At 74.2% G+C, this 21767-nt stretch carries 17 protein-coding genes; 8 read left to right on the forward strand and 9 right to left on the reverse strand.

Going from position 1 to position 21767, the window contains the following annotated elements; all coding sequences use genetic code 11:
• Positions 1 to 478: 478 nt before the first annotated feature.
• Positions 479 to 1768, reverse strand: coding sequence for a hypothetical protein (locus tag DFQ13_RS31560; RefSeq protein ID WP_110082447.1), 1290 nt, complete (start codon positions 1766 to 1768; stop codon positions 479 to 481).
• Between the two features lie 7 nt (positions 1769 to 1775).
• The gene (locus DFQ13_RS31565) at positions 1776 to 2546 is read right to left on the reverse strand and encodes a hypothetical protein (RefSeq protein ID WP_110082448.1); all 771 of its coding nucleotides are present in this window, start codon (positions 2544 to 2546) and stop codon (positions 1776 to 1778) included.
• Between the two features lie 150 nt (positions 2547 to 2696).
• Between DFQ13_RS31565 and DFQ13_RS31570 the strand changes: the two genes are divergently transcribed.
• The gene (locus tag DFQ13_RS31570; protein ID WP_110082449.1) at positions 2697 to 3452 is read left to right on the forward strand and encodes a hypothetical protein; all 756 of its coding nucleotides are present in this window, start codon (positions 2697 to 2699) and stop codon (positions 3450 to 3452) included.
• Here the strand turns inward: DFQ13_RS31570 and DFQ13_RS31575 are convergent.
• Together DFQ13_RS31575 and DFQ13_RS31580 are read right to left on the reverse strand one after the other, a co-directional pair.
• Positions 3433 to 4218 (reverse strand): hypothetical protein, encoded by a 786-nt coding sequence (locus DFQ13_RS31575; protein WP_110082450.1) that lies wholly within the window; start codon positions 4216 to 4218, stop codon positions 3433 to 3435. The two genes, DFQ13_RS31570 and DFQ13_RS31575, sit on opposite strands and share 20 nt — an antisense overlap.
• Entirely contained in the window at positions 4215 to 5210 is a 996-nt protein-coding gene (locus tag DFQ13_RS31580; RefSeq protein WP_110082451.1) for a hypothetical protein, read from the reverse strand. Before DFQ13_RS31580 ends, DFQ13_RS31575 begins: the two co-directional genes overlap by 4 nt.
• Positions 5211 to 5306: 96 nt before the next feature.
• Here DFQ13_RS31580 and DFQ13_RS31585 point away from each other — a divergent pair, with 96 nt between their 5' ends.
• The 3 genes from DFQ13_RS31585 (at position 5307) to DFQ13_RS34275 (ending at position 9246) form a co-directional block, all read left to right on the forward strand.
• Positions 5307 to 5696 (forward strand): YybH family protein, encoded by a 390-nt coding sequence (locus DFQ13_RS31585; RefSeq protein ID WP_110082479.1) that lies wholly within the window; start codon positions 5307 to 5309, stop codon positions 5694 to 5696.
• Between the two features lie 257 nt (positions 5697 to 5953).
• Entirely contained in the window at positions 5954 to 6961 is a 1008-nt protein-coding gene (locus DFQ13_RS31590; protein ID WP_110082452.1) for an NAD-dependent epimerase/dehydratase family protein, read from the forward strand.
• Entirely contained in the window at positions 6958 to 9246 is a 2289-nt protein-coding gene (locus tag DFQ13_RS34275) for a glycosyltransferase (protein WP_181400242.1), read from the forward strand. The genes DFQ13_RS31590 and DFQ13_RS34275 overlap by 4 nt, the downstream gene beginning before the upstream one ends.
• Positions 9247 to 9249: 3 nt before the next feature.
• On the opposite strand, the gene DFQ13_RS31600 is transcribed toward DFQ13_RS34275, so the two are convergent.
• The gene (locus tag DFQ13_RS31600; RefSeq protein ID WP_110082453.1) at positions 9250 to 10512 is read right to left on the reverse strand and encodes an FAD-binding protein; all 1263 of its coding nucleotides are present in this window, start codon (positions 10510 to 10512) and stop codon (positions 9250 to 9252) included.
• 95 nt (positions 10513 to 10607) lie between these two features.
• Between DFQ13_RS31600 and DFQ13_RS31605 the strand changes: the two genes are divergently transcribed.
• Complete coding sequence (locus DFQ13_RS31605; protein WP_181400243.1) at positions 10608 to 11222, forward strand: cysteine hydrolase family protein; 615 nt, start codon at positions 10608 to 10610, stop codon at positions 11220 to 11222.
• Between the two features lie 11 nt (positions 11223 to 11233).
• On the opposite strand, the gene DFQ13_RS31610 is transcribed toward DFQ13_RS31605, so the two are convergent.
• Genes DFQ13_RS31610 through DFQ13_RS35725 form a run of 4 tightly spaced genes read right to left on the reverse strand, consistent with a single transcriptional unit; the run spans position 11234 to position 18539 of the window.
• Positions 11234 to 13099 (reverse strand): FAD/NAD(P)-binding protein, encoded by a 1866-nt coding sequence (locus tag DFQ13_RS31610; protein ID WP_181400244.1) that lies wholly within the window; start codon positions 13097 to 13099, stop codon positions 11234 to 11236.
• 2 nt (positions 13100 to 13101) lie between these two features.
• A complete protein-coding gene (locus tag DFQ13_RS31615) occupies positions 13102 to 14103 on the reverse strand; it encodes a TauD/TfdA family dioxygenase (protein WP_110082456.1) in 1002 nt (333 codons plus the stop codon).
• A gap of 39 nt (positions 14104 to 14142) precedes the next feature.
• Positions 14143 to 14565 carry a roadblock/LC7 domain-containing protein gene (locus tag DFQ13_RS31620; protein WP_035285788.1) on the reverse strand — a complete coding sequence of 141 codons (423 nt, stop codon included), beginning with the start codon at positions 14563 to 14565 and terminating at the stop codon, positions 14143 to 14145.
• Positions 14566 to 14600: 35 nt separating this feature from the next.
• Positions 14601 to 18539 carry a nitrate- and nitrite sensing domain-containing protein gene (locus DFQ13_RS35725; protein WP_146241425.1) on the reverse strand — a complete coding sequence of 1313 codons (3939 nt, stop codon included), beginning with the start codon at positions 18537 to 18539 and terminating at the stop codon, positions 14601 to 14603.
• A gap of 545 nt (positions 18540 to 19084) precedes the next feature.
• Here DFQ13_RS35725 and DFQ13_RS31630 point away from each other — a divergent pair.
• From DFQ13_RS31630 to DFQ13_RS31640, 3 genes are read left to right on the forward strand one after another with little or no spacing between them, the layout of a single operon-like run.
• Entirely contained in the window at positions 19085 to 20134 is a 1050-nt protein-coding gene (locus DFQ13_RS31630) for an ABC transporter substrate-binding protein (protein ID WP_052021534.1), read from the forward strand.
• Between the two features lie 4 nt (positions 20135 to 20138).
• Positions 20139 to 20906 carry an ABC transporter permease gene (locus DFQ13_RS31635; protein ID WP_052021532.1) on the forward strand — a complete coding sequence of 256 codons (768 nt, stop codon included), beginning with the start codon at positions 20139 to 20141 and terminating at the stop codon, positions 20904 to 20906.
• Entirely contained in the window at positions 20903 to 21733 is an 831-nt protein-coding gene (locus DFQ13_RS31640) for an ABC transporter permease (protein WP_110082458.1), read from the forward strand. Before DFQ13_RS31635 ends, DFQ13_RS31640 begins: the two co-directional genes overlap by 4 nt.
• Positions 21734 to 21767: the final 34 nt, after the last annotated feature.

A 21767-nucleotide genomic window follows, 5' to 3' on the forward strand; every position in this document is an offset into this window, starting at 1 on the left:
GGGTCCCCAGACGAGGCGCGGTCGTCGCCGATGCTGGTGATGTCGGGCCAGGGGAGTGCCTGGGCACCTGCGAGGCCGGTCTCGGCGGGGTTGAGCGGACCCGGGGTCATGTTGTCGGCGCGGCCGAAGAGGGGCCGGTCGTAGGCGGTGAGCCGTTCCATCATGTGCAGGTCACTGCCCAGGAGGAGCAACAACACCGGGTGGGATGAGAGGAGTTGGGGACGCTGTCGAGACGCCTGTGGTGTGGGTTGGGTTCGGCGGCTCATCCGATGAACCAGTCGTCGGACCTTGGGTGGAGAGGATCTATTTGGGTGGAGAGGATCTACGTAGATGCCAGCTACCCAAACTCACGTGGGTCAGGCGGCTGAAGAGGTCCATGGACTGGTCGGCCGCACCTGGGAGGGGGTTGCAACGGACGGCGGGGGCTTGGCGGTCGCGCTTGGTGGTGGTTCGGTGATGACGTCGCCCGGTGGCGGTGTCAGTCGGGCAGGGGGACGTCGATCACCGGGTGGGGGCGCAGGCGGGCGTGCAGCACCGCCGCCTTGACCGCCAAGCCCACCACCAGCGCCAGGAACGCGCCGACCGCGCCGAGCGTGGTCACCACCACGAGTGCGGTGGCCACCGTGGCGACCAGGCTGGCCAGGGCCGCCGACGTCGTCAGTGACAGGACCGCGCCGTTGGTGTTCTCCAGCAGGAACACCGCGTAGACGACCATGCAGAACGACGTCATCTCCACCAGGACCAGGCCGCCGATCGCCAGTGGGTGGCGTCCGATCGCGGCGAGGGCGTCCGGGCCGAGTGCCGACCGCGCGGTGAGCAGGGCCCCGGTGGTGGCCACGGCGATGCCGCCCGCTCCGATCGCGGTCCGGCCGAGCATGGTGCGGGCGCGCAGCCTGCCGCTCGCGCCGCCGGTGCCGCGCAGGCGCAGCGACGTGCTCGGTTGGATCAGCCGCAGCACCAGGATGCCGAAGGAGCCGAGGGTGCTCGACACCAGCAGCATCAGGTAGACCAGTGCGCTGTCGGCGGGTTTGTCCACCGCTGCCAGGACCACGAACAGGATGGAGACCCCGGCGGAGTCGGTGACGTCGGTGAGGCCGAGGAGGACGACCCGCCGGTTGAGCAGGCGGGCGAGGTCGCGGCGGTGGGTGGGGCGGGTGCGCAGGGCGGGGACCAGCCAGGCCAGGACCGCGCAGGCGACGACGAGCCCGGTGGTCAGCGCGAGCAGGTAGCCGTACGGGCGCAGCACCCCGGCCAGGGCCAGCCCGCCCATGCCCAGCACCCACACCGCGTACCCGGCGTAGCCGTAGCTGTCGCGCTCCGGGTGGTCGGCCAACCTGTGGACGGCGGCGAGCACCGACAGCAGGCCCATGCCCGCCGCGTTGGCCGCGGCCAGGCCGTAGAGGGCGGGGGCGCCGCCCACGGGGGACAGGGCGGCCGCGGCGAGCAGGCCCGCGGCGAAGAGCGCCGCCGCGCGGCCGATCAGCATCCGGGTGGTCTGCGCGGCGAGCAGCCTGGTCCGGGGGACCGCGGTCAGCGCCGCCTTCTCCACCCCGAGCACCACGCCGACCACCCAGGTGAACGCGCCGGTGGCGGCCACGTACCGGCCGAACGCGTCCGCGCCCCACACCGGGAGCAGGCCCAGCAGTGACAGTTGGATGGCGCCGCGGGCCACGCCGCGGCCGAGGACGACGCGCACCTTGCCCCCGAGCCCCCGGCCGAACCGGCCGCGCGGGGCGGTCGGTTCGGCGAGTTGGGTCGGTGCGGTCATCGCCGGGTCAGTGACCGGCGGGTTCGGGGTGCTTCTCGGACCCGCCCGCCGGGGTGCCGGTGGTCACCGCCGTGGCGCCCGCGCCCGCTCCGGGGGCCGGGGTGGTGGCGACGGCGCCGGGGGTCTGCTTGCCCTTGCCGACCAGGCGCAGCCAGAAGCGGTCCGGCAGGGTGAGCACCAGGACGGCCAGGACGACGTGGACGGCGATGAGGGTGAACGCCTCGTACTTGCTCGCCGGGTGTCCCAGCCGGACGGTCATGTGGTCGGCCCAGGTCCACACCTCGGGGATCGGGGTCCAGGCCGGGTCGGTGTGCGGGTTGATCGTCAGGAACGCCAGGTCCTCCAGGCCGGAGAGCTGCAGCAGCAGCATCGCGTAGCCGTGCCTGCGCGCGGTGCCCGGCGCGCCGCCGCCGAGCCGGTGGGCCAGGGTGAGGGCCAGGATGATGAACGGCGTCAGCGTCAGCACCAGGTAGTAGAAGCTCTTCTCGTTCGCCGCGGCGAAGAAGATCTGCGGCACGAAGAACGTGAAGAACACCAGGAAGCACACCGGCAGGGCCGCCAGGGAGATCCGGCGCCGGACCTCGGGACCGAACCGCATCGCCGCGATGGTCTCCACGGCGAGCACGAACGGCACCAGCTTCGCCAGCAGCACCCAGACGTTGGGGATCGCCTTCTGGTGCGGGAAGCCCACCCAGACCGCGGCGGCGGCGACGGCGGTGAGGACCGCCAGGACGATGAATTTCCGGTGCGTGCGCAGGCCGGTGTCGGTATCGCTCATGGGCTGTGGCTCCAACGATGGTGTTGCCCGAATCCAGAACCGGCATACTACGGATGAATTCCTTGCGGGAAAGCAAAATCGGCGACTCGGCCCAAGGGGGCGCGGCCATTCGGCCCACTGCCGGGGCCGGGCACCGGGAGAGGTGGAACGGTGCTGGTCTTCTCCGGGCCCCGGTGGGCCGAGGCGGCGGACGCGGTCGCCGACCGGGCGTTGCGCGAGGTCCCGTTCTACCGGGAGCGGCTGGTGGGGGCGGGGGCGCGCGGTGGGCCGGTGCCCTCGGCGGAGCTGGCGGACCGGTTGTGGGCGCTGTGCCCGCTGGCGTCGCCGTTCACCCCGGCGCGGGAGCCGACGCTGTGGACCGGTGTCCCCGGTGACCTCGCCGCCGCCGTCCGCCTGGCGGGCCGGTGGGGCCGGGCGACGCCGGTGGTGGAGGCCCGCCCCGCCTGGGTTCCCTGGACCCGCCTCACCCCGGCCGGTCCCGCCTACGCGCCGGTCGTCGTGTCCACCCCGGACCTGGACGGCCCCGCCCGGGCCCGCACCCCGGCGCGGCCGGTGCTGGTGGCGCCCCCGGCGGCGGTGGCGGAGCTGACCGCCCGGCTCGACCACGTCGGCCCGGTGGTCCTGCGCCTGGCCGCCGCCGAGGTCTCGGGGCACCGGGGGAGGGCGGCCGTGCTGTTCGACCCGCACCTGGGCTACTTCGCGGGCCGCTCACCGGTCTGCGGCCACTGGCACGTGCTGTGGCGCTGCTTCCACGTCACCGCGACCGGCGGTGCCCTCGTCGTCACGGCGCTGCGCAGGCGGCGGCCCACGCTGTCGCGGATCGCCGTCCCGGCCGGGGACTTCGCCCGCGTGGACCTGTGCCGCAGGCACCGGACCCCGGTCCTGCTCAGCGATCCAGCGCCGTGAGGGTGGCCGCGCGCAGCGGGCGGGCGCGGGTGCGCAGGTAGGCGTCGAGGGCGGCGGTGACCTCGGTGTCGTCGAAGGACCGCAGCAGGACCTTGCAGCCGGGGCCGCCGTCGGTGCCGAACAGGGCGGTGCGCAGCGCGCTCGCCTGCTCGCGGTCCAGCGGCCCGCCCTCGGCCCACGCGGCGCCGGCCTTCTCGACCTCGTCGAGCGGCGGGTGGTCGGCGGTCTCGGCGCTGATGACCCAGCACAGGTCGCGGGCGTCGCGGGCCAGCCAGCGGCGGGCGTGCTCGACGCGCTCGGCCAGGCCGGGGGCGGCGGGGAACGAGGCGGTGACCCGGTCGGCGCGGTAGCAGGACTCGTGCAGCCTGCCGACGACCGCCGAGACGCCGGGCAGGCCGGGGGACTCGGCGCGGTCGAAGCGGGTGTGCAGTTCCTTGTAGGCGGCGCGGTCCAGGACCGGGCGGTCGAGCAGGCGCGCGGCGTGGGTGCGCGCCCAGGCCAGGACCGGTGGGGCGAGGACGGCCGCGTGCGGGTCGACCGGTTCGGCGGGCACCGGCGGTGGTTCGTCCAACACGGACAGGTCACCCGTGGTGACCACGGCGGTGCACGCGGTGCACCAGTAGCTCACCCGGCGGCGGCTCAGGCGGTGCACCACTGTGGACGAGCGGCTGCCGCACTGGGCGCAGGTGGCCGACGCGGTGTCGCGGTCCGGGGAGCGGCCGAGGGTGACGGCCACCCGGCGCAGCAGCGCCCGCGCCCGGCTCACCGGCCCACCACCACGAAGTTCGGCACGGTGCGCGCGCCGAACCGCTCCTTGATGTGCGTCATCCCCTTGCCCGGCAGCAGCGCGCGGCGACCGGAGGTGATCGCCAGCTCCACCATGGCCACGTAGTGGTCGAAGTACAGGTTCGGCCGACCGCCCTCGGTGCGGTCCCGGATGCCCCAGTAGCTCATGACCAGCTCCGCGCCCGTGTCGTGCACCGTCGACACGGCCAGCAGGTCCGAGCCCGCGCGGTAGGCGGTGAACCGGGTCGACGGGTCGTCGTTGAGCAGGGTGAAGTAGCGCTCCGGGATCGGCGGCCGGACCACACCGGGCGAGCGGTGGCGGTCGCGGACCTGGTTGACCAGCCGGGCGGCCTGCCCGGCCGGGACGGCGGCGGCCACCTCGCGGCGCACCGCGGTGTCCTCGGCGACGGTGGCCCGGATCTTGCGAAGCTGCGAGCGCCACTTCGGCGGCAGCACCCGCAGGTAGTCCGCCACCGCGGTCCACTCGACGTCGAGCACCGTGTCGGGGGAGACCGCGATCGCCCCGCGGAACCGGCCGGACACAGCGGGCACCACGTCCTCGGTGACGTGCCGGTAGCAGAAACCCGCGACCCGCCAACGGAAGCGGGCGCGCACCGCCGACTCGAACGCCACCACCGCCGCCCGCCTGCCCGCCGCGTCCAGCGACCGGGCGAACCGGTACCCGGCGACCGACGCGGGTGCCAGGCGGCACTCGAACACCCCCGCCACCGGCACCGCCCCCGGCCGGGCGAACCGGCGGACGTCGGTCGGCCCCTGGAACCGACCGTGGAACAGCGCCACCGGCTCCGACCCGTCCGACACCACGCCCAGCACGGTCGGTGCCTGCGCGGCCCAGGCGGCGGTGACCAGCAGCGCCGAGCGCCACAGCGCGGGGGCGCCGGTCGCGGCGACCAGCCCGTCCCAGGCGTCGGGGACCGGGTCGACCAGCGGGTCGAGGAGTACCGCGTGCACCGGACCGCCCTCCAGGAGACCTTCTCGCGGAACCGGCCCGCGGCTACGCTCACCGCGCCCCCGCCCGCGCGGCCCACACTCTCCCGGAGGCGCACCGTGGATGTCCAGGACCCGAACACCGGCGAGACGGCCGACCGGGCGATCGAGCGCCACCTCGGCGCGGTCGTCGCCCGCGACCTGGAGGCCTATCGGGCCACCGTGCACCCGGACGTCACGGTGATCATCCCCAGCGGCGACATGCTGTCCGGGGCCGACGAGGTGGTCGGGTTCCACCGCGAGTGGTTCGCCGGTGGTGACTGGACGTACACAGTGGACCACCGTCGGTCAACCGCCACGGAGGCGACCGCGACCGCGGTGGTGGACGTGACCTACGTCGGCGGACCCGGCGCCGAGCCGTCCCGGTTCCGGATGGGGCTCACCTTCACCCGGGTCGGCGGCGCCTGGCTGCTCATCCACGACCAGTGCACCGTGCTCCGCTCGGAGTAACGCGGCGACAAAAGCCCCATCTGGCAAAGATCTGTTTAAGAAGAACCTTTTCCCCTGGTCGGCCCGGGGTTATAGTCCCGATCACTTCTCGTCCGCTCCCAACCCGGGTGTGCCACCGATTCCGGCTCCGGTGGTCTTTTCGCCGTGCCCGGGCCGCGCGGCGCGAGTCGTCCGGCCCCCGTCGTCCCGATCGGGGCCCAGGGGGTCTCAACCAGGCGTGACCACGGCTGGTGGCGGGTTCTAGGGAAGGGTCTTCGATGGGAAATCCGGTCCTCATCACGGGGGTGGCGGGCTTTCTGGGCAGCCATTTGGCCGATGACCTGCTCGGCCGGGGTTACTCCGTTCGCGGCATCGACAACATGATGGACGGATTCAAGGAGAACATTCCCGAGGGCGTCGATTTCCACGAACTCGACTGCCGCGACGCCCTCGACCTCGACCACCTCTTCGACGGGGTGGAACTGGTCTACCACTGCGCAGCCGCCCCGTACGAGGGCCTGTCGGTGTTCGCCCCCTACCTGGTCCACGAGCACACGACCAGCGCCACCGTGGCCATGCTGTCGGCCTCGGTGCGCGCGGGGGTGCGCCGGTTCGTGCACTGCTCGTCGATGTCGCGCTACGGCAAGCTGGTCCCGCCGTTCACCGAGGACATGACCCCCGAGCCGCTGACCCCGTACGGCATCGCCAAGTACGCCGCCGACCTCCAGGTGCGCGCGATCGCCGGGGTGCACGGGATGGAGTGGAACATCGCGGTGCCGCACAACATCATCGGCACCCGGCAGCGCTTCGACGACCCGTACCGCAACGTCGCCGCCATCATGATCAACCGGGTGCTGCGCGGGCTGCCGCCGGTGGTCTACGGCGACGGCAGCCAGTTGCGCTGCTTCAGCTTCGTCGGCGACGTGCTGTCCTGCCTGACCCGGCTGGGCACCGACCCCGGCATCACCGGTGAGGTCGTCAACGTCGGCCCGGACGAGGGCGAGGTGAGCGTGCTGGAGCTGGCCGAGCTGATCTGCGAGATCATCGGCGTGCCGTGCGACCCGGTCTTCATGCCCGCCCGGCCGCTGGAGGTCCACCACGCCACGTGCAGCTCGGACAAGGCGCGCGGGCTGCTGGACTACCGCACCGAGGTCGGCCTGCGCGAGGGGCTGACCGGCATGGTCGAGTGGATCGCCGCGACCGGCCCCAAGGACTTCAACTACAACCTGGACCTGGAGATCGTCAACGAGCTGACGCCGGAGACCTGGTCGCGGAGGCTGATGTGACGGGCAGAGCGATCAACACCGCGACCGCGACCGGGCTCACCGCGATCATCCCCTGCTACAACGAGGGCGCGCAGGTCGAGGTGGCGCACGCGGCGGTGTGCGCGGCCCTGGACCCGGTGGGGGACCTGGAGGTCCTGTTCATCGACGACGGCAGCTCCGACGACACCCTGGCCCGGATCAAGGCCGTCGCCGCCCGCGACCCCCGGGTGCGCTACGTGTCCTTCGCCCGCAACTTCGGCCTGCCCGCCGCGGTCACCGCGGGCTTCCGGTACGCGGGCAAGCCGTGGGCGGTGCAGCTCGACGCCGACCTCCAGTTCCCGGCGGAGGAGACCTGGGCGCTGCTGGACAAGGCGGCCGAGGGCTACGACGTGGTCTTCGGCGTGCGCCGCGACCGCAAGGACAACTGGTTGCGCCGGGTCGGCGCGGCGGGCACCCACCGGGTCGCCCGGGGGTTGCTGGGCATCGAGGTGCCGCAGGGTGCCAGCTCGTTCCGGGTGGTGCGCACCGCGGTCGGGCGGACCATCGTGGACCTGCCCACGGCGAACTCGCACTTCGTGGCGAAGGCCCCGCAGGTCGGTGCGCGCTACACCAGCGTCCCGGTGGCGCACCGGGACCGGACGGCGGGCACGTCGAAGTTCCGCTTCGGCCGCCTCGCCGGGGACGCCTTCGAGCTGCTGCTGGGCTTCTCCTGGCGTCCGCTGAACATCATGTACGGGGTCGCGGGCGTGGCCGCCCCCGCCGCGCTCCTGCTGGCCCTCCTCGGCGTGTTCGGTTTGGTGGCGCACTCGGTCCTGCTGGCGGTGGTCACGCTGGTGACCGCGCTGGGGCTGGCCTCCACCGCCCTGGTCGGCCGCTACCTGCACCGGCGGATGCTCGATGCCCGCCCGCGCAGGCACTACTACGTCAGGGAGGCCACTGTGGACATCGACCCGGCGGACATGGTCGACGGCGGCGCCACCCCGGTGCCGCCGCCCACCCGCGCCGAGCCGGTGCTGGTGGTGCTCGGCGCCGGTGAGGAGCAGGTCGTGCTCTACCGGGAGGCGCGCCGCCGCGGGCTGCGGACCGTCGCGGTGGACATGCGCGCGGACCGGCCGGGCATCGCGCTGGCCGACGAATTCCTCCCGCTGTCCACGACGGACCACGACGCCATCGCCGCCGCGCTCGCGGGCAGGCCGGTCGCCGGGGTCGTCTCCACCGCGGCCGACACCTGCCTGGAGTCCTGGCAGGTGCTCTCCGAGCGGTTCGCCACCCCGTGGCGCTACCCGGCGGCGGCCGTCGCCGCGTCGATGGACAAGTCGGCGTTCCACCGGCTGGCCGCCGCGGCGGGCGTGGCGACCTACCGCTGGGCGCAGTCCGACGACCTCGCCGAGCTGGCCGCGACCGTCGCCGACTTCCGGTTCCCCGTGGTGGTCAAGCCCACCGACGCCTCCGGCTGCCGCGGCGTGCTGCGCGTCGACGGGCGGGCGGACCTGGGTCCGGCGCTGGCCAACGCGGCGGTCTTCTCCCCGTCGGGGCAGGTGATCGTGGAGGAGTTCCTGGCGGGGCGCAACTTCACCGTCAACGTGTTCCTGCGCGGTGGCGCGGTCGGCTGGTCGCTGATCACCGAGAAGCGGATCGACCCCGGCCCGCGCTTCCTCATCCTCGGCCACCAGGCGCCCGCGGTGCTGGACCCGGCGGTGGAGCGCGCGCTGCTCGACGAGGCCGCCGCCCTGTGCGCGGCGATGGACCTGCCCGACGGCCCGGCGAACTTCGACGTGGTGCTGAGCCCCGACGGCACCCGGTACGTGCTGGAGGTCGGTGCCCGGCTCAGCGGCAACGGCCTGCCCGGGCTCGCCGCCGCCGTGTCCGGTGTGGACATTGTCGGAGCGCTGCTGGACCTGGTGCTGGGCGAGCCGTTCGGGTTCGACCCGGCGCCGCCGCGGCCGACGCTGCTGCACGTGCTGACCTCACCGCTGGACGTGCCGGGCGAGGTGGTGGCCGTCGGGGACCTCGACGCGGTGCGCGCGCTGCCCGCGGTGGCCGGGGTGGACCTGTTCGTCGGACCGGGCGACCGGGTGCTGCCGTTCACCGAGGCGGGCCGCAAGCTGGGCTGGCTGGTCGTGTCCGCCGACGAACCGGCCGGGCTCGACGCCGCGCTGGCCGGGGCGCTGGCGGCGCTGGACCTGGTCGTCGCCCCGGTGCCCGAGCCGGTCACCCCGGCCACCGTGGCCGTCGTCGTCCCGGCGCAAGCGGTCGACGCGCCGTCCGGCCGCGTGCTGGGAGCCGGTGACAAGGCGCCGGTGTAGCGGTCAGAAGACCTCGTAGCCCGGGGTCATCAGGCCGTCCGGGTCGTGCGCGGCGCGTGCTCCGGCGAGGGCGGGGAAGCGCTCGCCGAAGTGCGCGGCCCAGTCGGCCGGGCTCATCGGCAGGGCGCTGACCGGGTAGAGCACGCCGCCCGCCGCGCGGACCAGCTCGTAGGCCGCGCGGTTGTCCGCGACCAGCCGCCGCGCGGTCTCCGCGTCGCCCGCCGGGAAGCGCAGCAGGTTGAGCGCGAAGAGGTCCCCGCCGCCCGGGGTGCGCACCAGCGGGGTCGCGATGGCGCCCGCGCGGATCGGCGACAGCGCGACCCGGCCGAACCGCCCCAGGTCGGCCGGGTCGGTCCGGTCCAGCAGCCGGGGGAGCACGTCGTCGGCGGCGGCGTCACCGAGGAACGTGGTCAGCCACGGGTGCGGGTTCCCCCACGCCCCCAGCCCGCGCAGCGCCGTCTCCAGCGGCTCCAGCCGCGAGAGCAGTTCGGCGTGGGTGACGGTGCAGGTCTGCACGGTGCCCTCGATGCCGTCCAGGGCGTCATCGGCCTTGTCGGAGAACAGCTCCGCGCCCTCCAGCGTGTACTTCCAGCCGTCGGGGGTCGGCAGGATTGCGCCCTGCAGGTGGTCCCAGCGGCCGTCGGCCAGCAGCACCCGCGCGTCGGCGAGCATGGTGGGCAGGTCCGGGCAGGTGATCGTGTGGCGGCGGGCGTGCGCGGGGGCCTCGACCAGCCCGAGCGTCACCTCGGTGACCACCCCGACCTGGCCGAGGCCGCCGCGCACCGCGTCGAACAGCTCCGGGGACTCGGTGGGCGAGCAGGTGCGCACCTCGCCCGCGCCGGTCACCACCTCCAACCCCAGGACGTGGTCGCTGGTGACCCCGAGGGCGTGGGTGGTCCCGCCGACCCCGCCGACGACGACCGTGCCGCCCACCGTCAGGTCCAGGTAGTCGGGCAGCACCGGGGGCAGCAGGCCGCGCGGCAGGGTCTCCTCGACGACCGCGCGCCAGGTGGCCCCCGCCGCGACCGTGACCCGCCCGTCCCGGGGTGCCTCGACCCGGCGCAGGGCGGTCACGTCCACGACCACCCCGCCGTCCACCTGGGACCGGCCGTAGACCGAGTGCCCCGCGCCCCGCGCGGCCAGCCGGAGCCCGTCCGCCCGGGCGCCGGTGACGGCCGCCACCACGTCCTCGGTGCGCTCCGCGCGCACCACGCGCGCCGGTGTGCGGTGGACCAGGTGGCCGAAGTCGTCGTCCGGTGTGCTCACGGTGCCCTCCCCGGGCGGTTTCCCGCATGGTCATCCACGATCCTCACCGGACCGTGCCCTTTGTCGTCCCATTGTGCGAGCATCCGGTCGCAAGTGTGAGCGAGGAGGACGCCGTGCTGCCCGGTTCCGCGTTGCTGGTGCTCGACCTGATGAACGACCTGGTCCACCCCGACGGCAAGAAGGCCGGGGAGGGCTACCACCGCGCCGTCGACGGGCGCGGCGTCCTCGACCGCGCCGCCACCGCCGTCGAGCGCGCCAGGGCGGCGGGCATCCCGGTGGTCTACGTCGTGATCGGCTTCGAACCCGGCTACGCCGACTGGCCCGCCGCCTCGCCGCTGTTCCGCGCCCGCACCGACGACGACAAGCCCACGCTGGGCACCTGGGGCACCACCGTGCACGACCGGGTCGCGCCGCGCCCGGGTGAGCCGGTCGTGGTCAAGCGCCGGGTGAGCCCGTTCCACGGCACCCACCTGGACCTGCTGCTGCGCGGGCTCGGCGTCGACACCGTGCTGCTGACCGGGGTCGCCACCGAACTGGTCGTGCTCTCGGCCGCCCGCGAGGCGCACGACCGCGACTACCGCGTGCGGGTCCTGGCCGACGCCACCGCCACCGGCGACCCGGACGTGCACGAGTGGGCGCTGCGCATCATCGCCCGCACCGCCGAGGTCACCACGGTCGACGCCGCACTGCCCCCGGCCGACGCGCGCTGAGCGGGGCACGGTCAGGTCCCGCCCTTGAGCACGTGCGCGGCGATCGCGTCGGCGTCGTGCACCAGGTCCCCCCACAGGCCCGGGCGGTTGCTGCCCACCTGCATGAACCACCGGGTGTGCTCGGTGGGGATGCCGACCACGTGCAGCCCGGTGTGCGCGCGGCCGTCGCGGTCCACCGGGTGGTACGGGCTCGTCGTCACCGCCACGCCCCCGGTGCGGAAGTCCCCGTTGGCGTAGGCGGTCCAAATGCCGCGCTCGCGCAGCCGCCTGGTCAGCGGGCTCAGGTCCCGGTCCAGATCGGGGGAGGGGATGCGGGCGTCGACCACCACGTCGACGTGCACCGCCGCGCCGCCGACCACCGGTGAGGACACCACGAACCGGCCCGCCCCCGGGTCCGGGTCGAACCGGGCCGCCGGGCCGATCACCCGCAGCACCCCCGCCTCCAGCAGCGCCAGCACCTGCCGCAGCCGCACCGGCGGCGGCCCGGCGGCCAGGAACGCGCTGCGCGGGCCGTACCAGTCGATCAGGTCCTCGCGGTGCGAGCGCGGGGTCAGGCCGGAGAAGTCCGCCAGCCGCATGATCATGCCCCGGCAGTCGCGCAGCACGTCCATCGCCGCCTTGTGCGGGGAGTCGACGTTGCCCAGCTCGGCCTCGGCCAGGTCGGCGGCCACCGCCCCGGTCAGCGCCGCGTCGAACTCGGCCCGGTCGGCGAAGGTGCGGCCGGAGAACGGGCGGGCCAGCGCGTCCAGGTCGGCCTTGTCCACCAGCACCCCGTGCACCGCCGCCATCGCGGTCACGTCCGGCGGCACCGCCGGGTCGGCCAGTCCCTCGACGGCGCGGGCCACGGCGTGGGTGAAGGCGACCCCGGCCTCCTCCCCGTCGCGCAGCCGCAACCGGGTCGCGCAGCCGACCAGGTCCACCTCGGCCAGCAGCCAGGGCAGCACGTCGCGGCGGAAGTCCAGCGGCCCCGACGGCACCCGGGCGCGGATGTTGTCCTGGGTGAACAGCGTCGGCCGGTAGGCGAACCTCGGCGGCTTCTGGTTGCGCCCGCGAGCGGGCAGCGGCATCCCGCTGCGCGACCCGGCCACCACCACCGGTTCGCGGCCGGAGGGCAGGTAGCGCAACCGGTCGCCGTCCGGCACGAACCGCCCGCCCCGGCCCAGGGTGAACGCGGCCAGCACGTCGTAGAACGACAGCCCCAGCCCGATCACCCCGACCGGGGTTCCCGGGGCGATGTCGGCCAGCGGCATGTCCGCGGCGGAGTCGCCGCGCAGGTAGCGCGGGCCCACCCGGTCGGCGGCGAAGTCGGCCAGCGCCTTCTCCCGGCCGGTCAGCTCCGGCACGGTGTGCCCGGTGGTCAGCACCACCTGGTCGGCGCGCAGGTCCTCGCCGGTGGACAGCCGCAGCAGGTAGCCGTCGCCGTCCGGGCCGATGTCCTCCACCGCGGCGCGCACCCGCAGCAGCCGCACCCCGCGCGGCAGGTTCTGCTCCACCGCGTCCAGCAGGAAACGGGTGTAGCGGCCGTAGTCCGCGCGCGAGGCGTACCCGTCCGGGCTGGCGTTCTCCGGGTCCACCCCGGCCCACCACTCGTACAGCGACGGCCCCGCGCCCGCCCGCACCGGGCCCTCGTCCGGCACCCCGGAGAACGCCGACACCATGCCCGCCACGGTGTTCATCAGGTACCACCCGGGCTGATCCGTCCGGTAGACCCGGCCCGCGCCCACCTCGACGGCGTCGATCAGGTGGATGTCGACCAGCCGGTCGGTCTGCTCCTCGGCCAGCCTGGCCGCCATCCGCTCGACGGTGATCAGCCCGCGCGGGCCGCTGCCCACCACGGCGACGGTCTGCGCGCGCCGCGCGCCCTGCTCGTTGCGCATCATCAGTCCCCGACGCGCCCGACCACGCCGTCGACCCAGCGGTCGGCGTGCGCGGCGGCCGCCGCCTCGTCGCGGAAGGCGTAGGTCTTGAGCAGCCACCGGGTCGCGGCCAGCTCCGGGTCGGTGATCTCCAGGTGCTCGCGGCTGTGCAGCCCGTCCTGGTTGGCGAAGGTGAACAGGTCGCCGGTGAGGATGCGGTGCCTGCTCTTGTCCGCGCGCACCAACGCGTCCTTGAGGGCGATCAGCGCGTCCTTCGCCTCCGGCGGCGCGTCCGGCGCGACGGTCGTGTGCGTGTCCACGTAGCGCACGGTGCGCTCACCGGAGAAGATCGCGTGCTTCTCCGAGACGGTCAACGCCCTGTTGTTGTCCCGCGACACCACGTCGAACGGGGTGACGAAGTGCTCCTGCCGCAACGTTTCCAAGTGCTCCCCGACGTAGGCGCGCAGGGCGTCGCCGCTGACGAAACCGGTGTAGGTGACCTCGCTGTCCGGGCAGCGCATCCCCAGCAGGGTGATGTGGTCGGCGCGCACCGGGTGCGCGGCGCGGTCGTTGTGGAACGCCAGCTCGCCGTCGCTGTAGCCGGTCTGCTTGCCCCGGTAGCGGGTGATGGCGATGACGTCGACGTAGAAGTCGCCGTTGAACCGGGTCGCGTACGACAGCAGCGGCGTGGCGGTGAGCTGCCCGAACAGCTCCAGGAACGCCTCGCCGATGAAGGTCTTCTTCCGCGCGTACTTGTCGGTCAGCGGGTCGTCCTGGTCCAGCAGCGGGATGTCCGGGTCGAGCGGGCAGTTGCGCAGCGCGTGCGCGTGCACCCCCGCCGCGCGTTCGGCCCGCACCCGCTCGGCGACGCCCAGCAGCACCGGCGGCACCTCCCCGCGCTCCACCAGCCCGGCCACCCCGGCAGCGAACGCGGGCCGGTCGGCGTACGGGTCGGCGCGGACGGACCCCAGGGCGGTGCGAAGCGAGTTCCGCTCAGCTTCGGTGAACACGTGCACGGGCAACATCGATGGATCACTCTCTCGGCATGGGACAGGTGTGCGGCGCTACTCCCGCGCGGCGGCGGCCAGCGACGCGCGCAACTCCGGGGTCAACCGGGCGCCGACCCGCTCGACCAACGTGCTCATCTCGTAGGCCAGCAGGCCCAGTTCGCAATCGGCCGCCGCCAGCACCGCCACGTGCGACCCCTCGCCCATGGACATCAGGAACAGGTACCCCAGCGTCATGTCCACGCTGGTCTGCACCACCCGCCCCGCGTCCAGGCACTTCGCCGCCGCCTCGGTCAGCCCGGCCAACCCGGACACGATCGCGGCCAACTGCTGCGCGTTGACCCGCGGCAACGTCTCCGACGACGCCAGCACCAACCCGTCGGAGGACACCACCAGCGCGTGCGCCGCGTCGGGCACCCTGGTCACGAACTCGGCCAGGAACCAGCCGAGGTCGTCGTGCCGGACCCCGGCCCGCGCCACCGCCGCCTCGACCCGCCGCGACCGGCCCGGCCGGGTCACCGCTCGCCCCGATCGTCGCGCCCCTCGTCCACGTCCGACCCGCGCGCCCGGCGCAGGCCCCGCTGCAGGCCCGCGAGCCGGGCCCGGGTCTCCTCGGGGGTGCGCTGCGCGGGCGCCCCGAAGCCGCCCTGCCCGTCGGCGCCGTGGTGGCCGTCCTCGGCGGACCCGCCGAAGCCACCGCGCGGACCGCCGCCGGGTGCGTGGCCGAACCCGTTGCCGTTGCCGGGTGCGTTGCTGGACCCGGCGCCGTTGCCGGGTGCGTTGCTGGACCCGGCGCCGTTGCCGGGTGTGTGGCCGGGCCTGGCGTTGTTGTCGGGTGTGTGGTTGAACCCGTTGCCGTTGCCGGGTGCGTTGCCGGACCTGGCGCCGTTGCCGAGTGGGTGGCCGGATTCGGTGCGGTTGTCGGGTGTGCGGTCCGACCCGCTGCGGTTGCCGGGGGTGCGGCCGGGTCCGCTGCCGTTGCCGGGTGCGTGGTCGGAGCCGCCGCCGTTCCCGGCGGTGCCGTGGGCGCCGTTCGCGGCACCGGGGCCTGCCGGGTGGGTGCCCGCCGCGCCGTTGCCGAGGTCACCGCTGAGGCTGTTGCCCCGTGAACCGCGCCCGCTGTCGGAGTTGTTCCCGGCACCGTTCCCGGTGCCTGCGCTGAACCCGTTGCCGGTCGGGTCGGCGCTGTCGGAGCCCGCGCGGCGGCCGCGCCCGCTCTCGGCGGGGGCTTCGGGTGCGCCGCCGTTCCCGGCGCCTGCCTGCTTGCCGTTGCCGGTCGCGCCCGGGGTCGGGCGCTGGGTGGGCAGGCCGTGCGGGGGTGTGGCGGGGCGCGGGTCGGACCCGGTGGCGCCGGGGCGGTCGGTGGCGGGGATGCGGTGGGTTCCCGTGCCGCCCGGCGCGCGGTTCGGGGCGGGGCGCTGGGCGGGGAGGCCCTGTGGCGGGGTGCCGGTGCGCTCGGCGGTGCCGCGCGGCCCGGAGCCGCCCGCGCCGGGCCTGCTGTGCGATCCCGTGCCGTCGCCGCGGCCGTCGGCGCCGCCGTTCCGGGCGCCGGAGCCGGGGTGGCCCGGGGTGTTGTTCCCGGTGGCGTGGCCGCTGATGCTCGTCACACCGCCTCGACCGTCGCGGGTGCCCGTGTCCGGGCCGTTGTTCCCGGCACCGCCCGCACCGCCGCGGGCGCTCGGGGGTGCTCCCGTCCGGCTTTCCGCGCCGCCCGGGCCTCGGGTACCGGTGCCGTCGGCGGCGTGGGCGCTCGCGCGTGTGCCCGAACCCCGGGTGCCGTTGCCGGAGGTACCCGCGTGGTCCGTGCCCGCGGTGCGGGGACCGGTGTCGCCCGGACCGTCGCGCTCGGGGCGTGGCGACCGGGTGTCGGTGGCGTCCGTGCCGCCGGGCAGCGCGCGGGCGCCGCGTCGGGAGCCGTTGTCGTTGCTCCGGGGGCCGCCGGGGGCGCTCGCGCGGTCGGTCCGGGGCGTCGGGGTGCCGCCCGCCGGGGTCGAGGGGGAGTCCGGCTGGGGGCGGCGCGGTCCGCTCGGCGGCTGCTCACCCCGGGTGCCGCCGGTCGACGGGGTGTCGGGGAGGGTGCGGCGGGGGCGGCCCCGGGTGGCGGCGGTGCGGTCGCCGGGGGCGGCGGAGGAGCGGCGGGGCAGGGCGCCGGGGCCCTGGCCGCTGTCCGGGACGTTGTCCAGTTTGGACCGGACCGCGCGCCAGTCCTCCTCGGCCGCCGCCGGTTCCGGGGAGTCCTGGGGTTTGGGCTTGAACCAGGGGGCGTCGGGGTTGGCGCGGGCGGGCAGCAGGTTGCCCGCGAAGCCGCCCGGGGCCTGCTGGGCGGGGGACAGGGGGTCGACCACGGTGGGCAGGCCGCCGGTGGCGCCGGGGTTGGTGGGCGGGCCGCCGCGGCGGCCGGGTTTGGCCATCAGGTCCGCGGGCAGGGTGATGACCGCGGTGGTGCCCGCGTCGACGCCGCCGTGCAGGCGGACGCGGATGGCGTGGCGCTGGGCCAGGCGGGCGACGACGTAGAGGCCCATGCGGCGCGACAGCGACACGTCGAAGTCCGGCGGGTCGGCCAGGCGCTCGTTGGCCTCCTCCAGCTCCTCGTCGGTCATGCCCATGCCCTCGTCGGAGATCTGGATGGCGACCTCGCCGCTGCGCACCCTGGCCGAGCTGACCAGTACCTGGGTGTCGGGGGCGGAGAAGGTGGCCGCGTTGTCCAGCAGTTCCGCGATGAGGTGCACCAGGTCCTTGACGACCCGGCCCTGGACCAGCAGGTCGGGGACCTGCTTGACCCGCACCCTGGTGTAGTGCTCGACCTCCGACAGCGCCGACTCGACGACCTCGCCGACCGGGACCGGGCGGGCCATCCGCTTGGCCAGGCCGCTGCCGGAGAGGATCAGCAGGTTCTCGCTGTTGCGCCGCATCCGGGCGGCCAGGTGGTCCAGGACGAAGAACCGGCCGAGCTGGTCGGGGTCCTGCTCGTTCTGCTCGAGCTGGTCGAGCTCGGCGAGCTGGCGCTCGATCAGCGCCTGGCTGCGCCGGGACAGGTTGACGAAGATCGCGTTGACGTTGTCGCGCAGCACGGCCTGCTCGGTGGCCATGCGCACCGCCTGCTCGTGCACCGCGTCGAACGAGCGGGCGAGCTGGCCGATCTCCTCGCCGCCGGAGACCGCGACCGGGGCGACGGCGTTGCGGGACGCGGCGACCGGGTCCGGGTCGTCGAGGATGCGCTTGACCGTCTCCGGCAGCCGCACCCTGGCCACGTCGAGGGCCTCGCGGCGCAGCGTGCGGATCGGGGTCAGGATGGACCAGGCGATGTAGAACATCAGCCCGAGGGCCAGCACCAGCAGCGCGATCACGATGGCCGCGTCGCGGGTGGCCGCGGCGATCGCGGTGTCGGCGGCGGACTCGGCCTGCGCGCGCAGCCGGGCGATCAGGTTCGTCTCGACCGCGCGCAGCTTGTCGTTGGCCGCGACCGAGGTGTCCGACAGCATCACCACGTCGGTGTCGAGCGGGGCCACCGGGTCGGCGCTGGACAGCGCGGTCTGCGCGATCGCGCGGCGGCGGTCGACCTCCGGGCCGCTGTAGCCGTCGTTGTAGGTCTGCCGCTCGTCCGGGGTGGCGACCGCGACGAAGTCGGCGATGGCGGCGTCGAAGCCCGCGTCCACCGAGCGGGCCCGGTTCTGCACGATGCCCGCGCCGAAGGTGTTGTGCACGGCGGCGACCAGCAGCAGCGCGTCGAGCTGCGCGCCGCGCTCCTTGGCCTGCCCCAGGGTCTGCACCGCGGTGCTCACCCGGGACGGCCCGCTGTCGGAACCGGACGTCGAGATCTCCCGGCCGAGCTGCACCAGCGGGTCGATGATGGTGTTGTAGCTGCTCAGCACGGCCAGGTCCGGGTACACCGCGCCCTGGGCGAGCTGGCGCAGCGCGTCGAGCTGGCGGAGCTGGTCGAAGGCGAGCTGGTAGCGGTTGCGCTTCTCGGCGTCGGGCAGCCGCAGGCCCCCGAGCGACTGGCGCAGCGCGAACACCGCTTCGTCCGTGCGGGTGAACTGCTCGCGGATGCCCGCGTTGTCGGCCATCCCCGTGTCGCCCGCCGCCACCCGGGTGACGACCAGCGCGCGCTCGTGCTGCAACGCGTGCACGGTGGCGGTGACCTGCTGGGAGACGTCGACCTGGTCGACGATGCGCTGGTAGCCGTCGGCGTTGTCCAGCTCGGTCTGCACCCGCAGCCAGCCGAAGACGGCCGCGGTGAGCGCGGGCACCAGCAGCACCACGGTCATCTTGGTGCGCAGCCGCCAGTTCTTCGGCTGCCAGGCCCCGGTCGCCGCGGCGGGGTCGCGCCGGGGTCTGGGCCCGCGGGGCTTGGGGGCGAGGATGGCGCGCTCGCGCTCGGCGGTGGCGGGGTCGCCCGCCCGCCCGCCGTCGGGGCGCTCCTGGGTGGACCGGGTCTCGTCCTCGGCGCTCACCGGTCGCAACCCCCGGGCAGTGTCGTCTCCGGACACCTCGTCCACATAGTCCGCACTCTCCGCTGGTGGCTTCTGCTGCGCGTTCGTCCGACAAGTCGGTGGAGTCCTCCACCGTTGTCAGCGTTCAGTTACCCGGATTGCTCCGAATAAGCAAGCCGCCGATTCGGGCGCTCTCCACCGCCAGATACTGTCACGCCTCGATTTGACGAACCATCATTGGCCCGAATGGCGCAGTGCTGACCGGAAAGGAACCTGTTGTTCACTTTCGGATGTACGGTGACGCTTCGCAACTGATTCACCACCTGGGCATTCTCCCTGCACGAGCCGCATATCCGCAGCTCAGATTGTGTCGAGTGGACGTGAATGGACGGTATTCTCACGATGACCGTCGTGACTGGATGCACCCGCGCTCCACAGTTCGACGGCGTATCGATGCCGCAGCGTGATCGACAGGACTTGACAGCGGACTAAAGTCCCCTGGGCCGCGTGGAGAACGCACCCACGTTTCGGCGAGTCGATGAGTCTTCCCATGTGAGGAGCAAACGGTGGTGCAAAGCGGCGGCTCCCCCGGGCACGGTGCCCGGTCCCGCGGGCTGTTCCGGACGCTGCGGGCGGGTGCCGCGGTGACCGCGGTGGCCCTGGTGGCGTCCGGTTGCGGGCTGCTCGGCGGCTCCGACGACGCCGACGCCGGGTCGTCGACCGGCCCGGTCGAGAAGGCCACGGTCCGGGTCGCGATCATCCCGTCGACCGACATGGCGCCGCTGTGGGTGGCCAAGACCCAGGGCTACTTCACCGAGCAGGGCATCGAGGTCGAGTTCGTGACCAAGGGCGGCGGCGGTGACGTGATCACCAGCCTGCTCGGCGGCGACGTGGACTTCGCCTTCGCCAGCTACCCGCTGCTGGTGCAGGCGCAGCAGAAGGGCCGCGGCGCGACGAACATCAAGGTCGTCGCGGACGCCTCGGCGGCCAAGCCGGACACCACCGCGGTGGTGGTGGCCAAGAACTCCCCGCTGCGCAGCCCGGCCGACCTGCAGGGCAAGAAGATCGCGGTGACCTCCACCGGCAGCATGGCCGACCTGGCCGTGCTGGCGGGCATGAAGGCGGCCAAGGCCGATACCGCGGGCATCCAGTGGCAGCAGATGAAGTTCCCGGACATGCTGCCCAAGCTGGGCACCGGCGAGATCGACGCGGCGTTCCTGGTCGAGCCGTTCCTCTCCATCGCCCAGGCGCAGCTCGGGGTGTGGACGGTCTTCCAGCCCATGACCGGGCGGCTGGAGGGCATCGCGCTCAACGGCTACGCCGCGCTGGAGAAGACCACCCAGCAGTACCCCAAGACCGTCGCCGCCTTCCAGCGCGGGGTGGAGAAGGCCCACCGCGAGGCGGCCACCCGCTCCGGTGACGACGCCGTGCGCCAGGCGCTGATCCAGAACGCGAACGTCAAGCCGGAGATCGGCCCGGTGCTGCACCTGCCGGACTACCCGATCACCACCGACGTCACCCGGTTGCAGCGGGTCCCGGACCTGCTCAAGGAGTTCGGCCTGATCGCCGAGCCGTTCGACATCAAGCCGATGGTGCTGGCCACCCCCGCGGGCTGAGCGCGTGCGCGACGCCCTGCTGCGGGTCTGCGGAGCGGCCTGCGTCCTCCTGGTATGGGAGGCCGCGGGCCGCTCCGGGCTGTTCCTGGACGGGTACCTCCCCCCGCCCAGCCAGGTGTTCCCGCAGGTCGTGCACCTGCTGGGGGACCCGGAGTTCCTGCTCGGGGTCGTCGCGACCGTGCTGTCCTGGGCGATCGGGCTGCTGATCGCCACGGTGGTCGCGGTCCCGCTCGGCCTGCTGCTCGCCGCCCGCCCGCTGGCCCGCGCCGCGAGCCGGGCGGTGGTCGAGTTCCTCCGGCCCATCCCCACCGTGGCGATGGTCCCGCTGGCGGTGGTGGCCGTCGGCGGCGGACCGGAGACCAAGATCGGCCTGACCGCCTTCGCCGCGCTCTGGCCGGTCCTGTTCACCACCATGTACGCCTACGACGAGGTGGAGCCGCTGCTCGTGGACACCGCCAGGGCGTTCGGGCTCAGCCGGTCGCGGGTGGCGCTGCGGGTCGCGCTGCCCAGCGTGGCGCCGTTCGTGCTGACCGGGGTGCGGCTGTCCGCCGCGATCGCGCTGTCGGTGCTCGTCGGCGTGGAGATGCTGACCGGCACCAGCGGCGGCATCGGCGAGTTCATCCTCCTGGCCTCCAGCGGGGCCACCAGGATGGACCGGGTGCTGGCCGCGGTGGTGGTCGCCGGGGTGCTCGGGTACCTGATCAACGAGGGCCTGGAGCGGGCGCAGGTCCGCTGGTTCGGTTGGCGCGGCGCCGAGGTGGGCGCGGGATGAGCGCGACCACGGCGGTGCGGTCGCCGCGCGCCCGGTGCGGCGCGGGGGTGGCGGCGTTCGCGCTGCGCTGGGGGTTCTTCGCCGCCGTGGTCGGGGTGTGGCAGTGGGTCGCCGCCGCCGCGTACCACCCGTTCTTCCCGGCCCCGGCGGAGATCCTGGACACCGCGCTGCGCCTGTGGTTCACCGGGGGGTTCCCCACCGGGGCCGTGGTCGACGGGCCGCTGGCCAGCCTGGGCCGGGTCGTCGGCGGGTGGGCGCTGGCCTCGCTGCTCGGCGTCGCGCTCGGCACGCTGCTGGGGCTCTCGCGGTCGGCGAGCGTCGCCGCGGGGCCGGTGTTCGCGTTCTTCCGGTCGCTGCCGCTGCCCGCGCTGGTGCCGGTGTTCGTGCTGCTGACCACGTTGGGCACGCGGATGGTGTTGACCGTGGTCGTGTTCGGCGCGGTGTGGGCGGTGCTGCTGGCGACCGTGGACGGGGTGCGCTCGGTGGACCCGGTGCAGGTGGAGACCGCGCTGGTGTACCGGGTGCCGTGGTCGGTCCGGCTGTTCGGGGTGGTGCTGCCCGCCGCGCTGCCCAAGGTGTTCGCCGGGCTGCGGGTCAGCCTGTCGCAGGCGCTGGTGCTGGTGGTGGTCGCCGAGCTGTTCGCCCCGAACGGCGGGCTCGGCGCGCAACTGCGCGACGCGCAGAACAAGTTCGACTTCGCCGCCCTGTGGGCGGTCCTGGTGGTGCTGGGCGTGTTCGGCTACGCCCTCAACACCGCGTTGCTGGCCGTCGAGCGCCGCTTGCTGGGGTGGCACCGCGCGGCGGCCGGTTCCCTGGGGGGTCCGTGACCGAGCAGAACCGGTTCCCATCGAGAAGGGTTCG

The sequence above is a fragment of the Actinokineospora spheciospongiae genome, assembly GCF_003182415.1.
In the GTDB taxonomy this organism is placed as follows: domain Bacteria; phylum Actinomycetota; class Actinomycetes; order Mycobacteriales; family Pseudonocardiaceae; genus Actinokineospora; species Actinokineospora spheciospongiae.

Bases quoted from the DNA above. Each gene is read 5' to 3' on its own strand.
- DFQ13_RS31560 (WP_110082447.1), bottom strand. From the start codon at position 1,768: ATGACCGCACCGACCCAACTCGCCGAACCGACCGCCCCGCGCGGCCGG.
- DFQ13_RS31565 (WP_110082448.1), bottom strand. From the start codon at position 2,546: ATGAGCGATACCGACACCGGCCTGCGCACGCACCGGAAATTCATCGTC.
- DFQ13_RS31590 (WP_110082452.1), top strand. From the start codon at position 5,954: ATGGGAAATCCGGTCCTCATCACGGGGGTGGCGGGCTTTCTGGGCAGC.
- DFQ13_RS31610 (WP_181400244.1), bottom strand. From the start codon at position 13,099: ATGCGCAACGAGCAGGGCGCGCGGCGCGCGCAGACCGTCGCCGTGGTG.
- DFQ13_RS31615 (WP_110082456.1), bottom strand. From the start codon at position 14,103: ATGTTGCCCGTGCACGTGTTCACCGAAGCTGAGCGGAACTCGCTTCGC.
- DFQ13_RS31640 (WP_110082458.1), top strand. From the start codon at position 20,903: ATGAGCGCGACCACGGCGGTGCGGTCGCCGCGCGCCCGGTGCGGCGCG.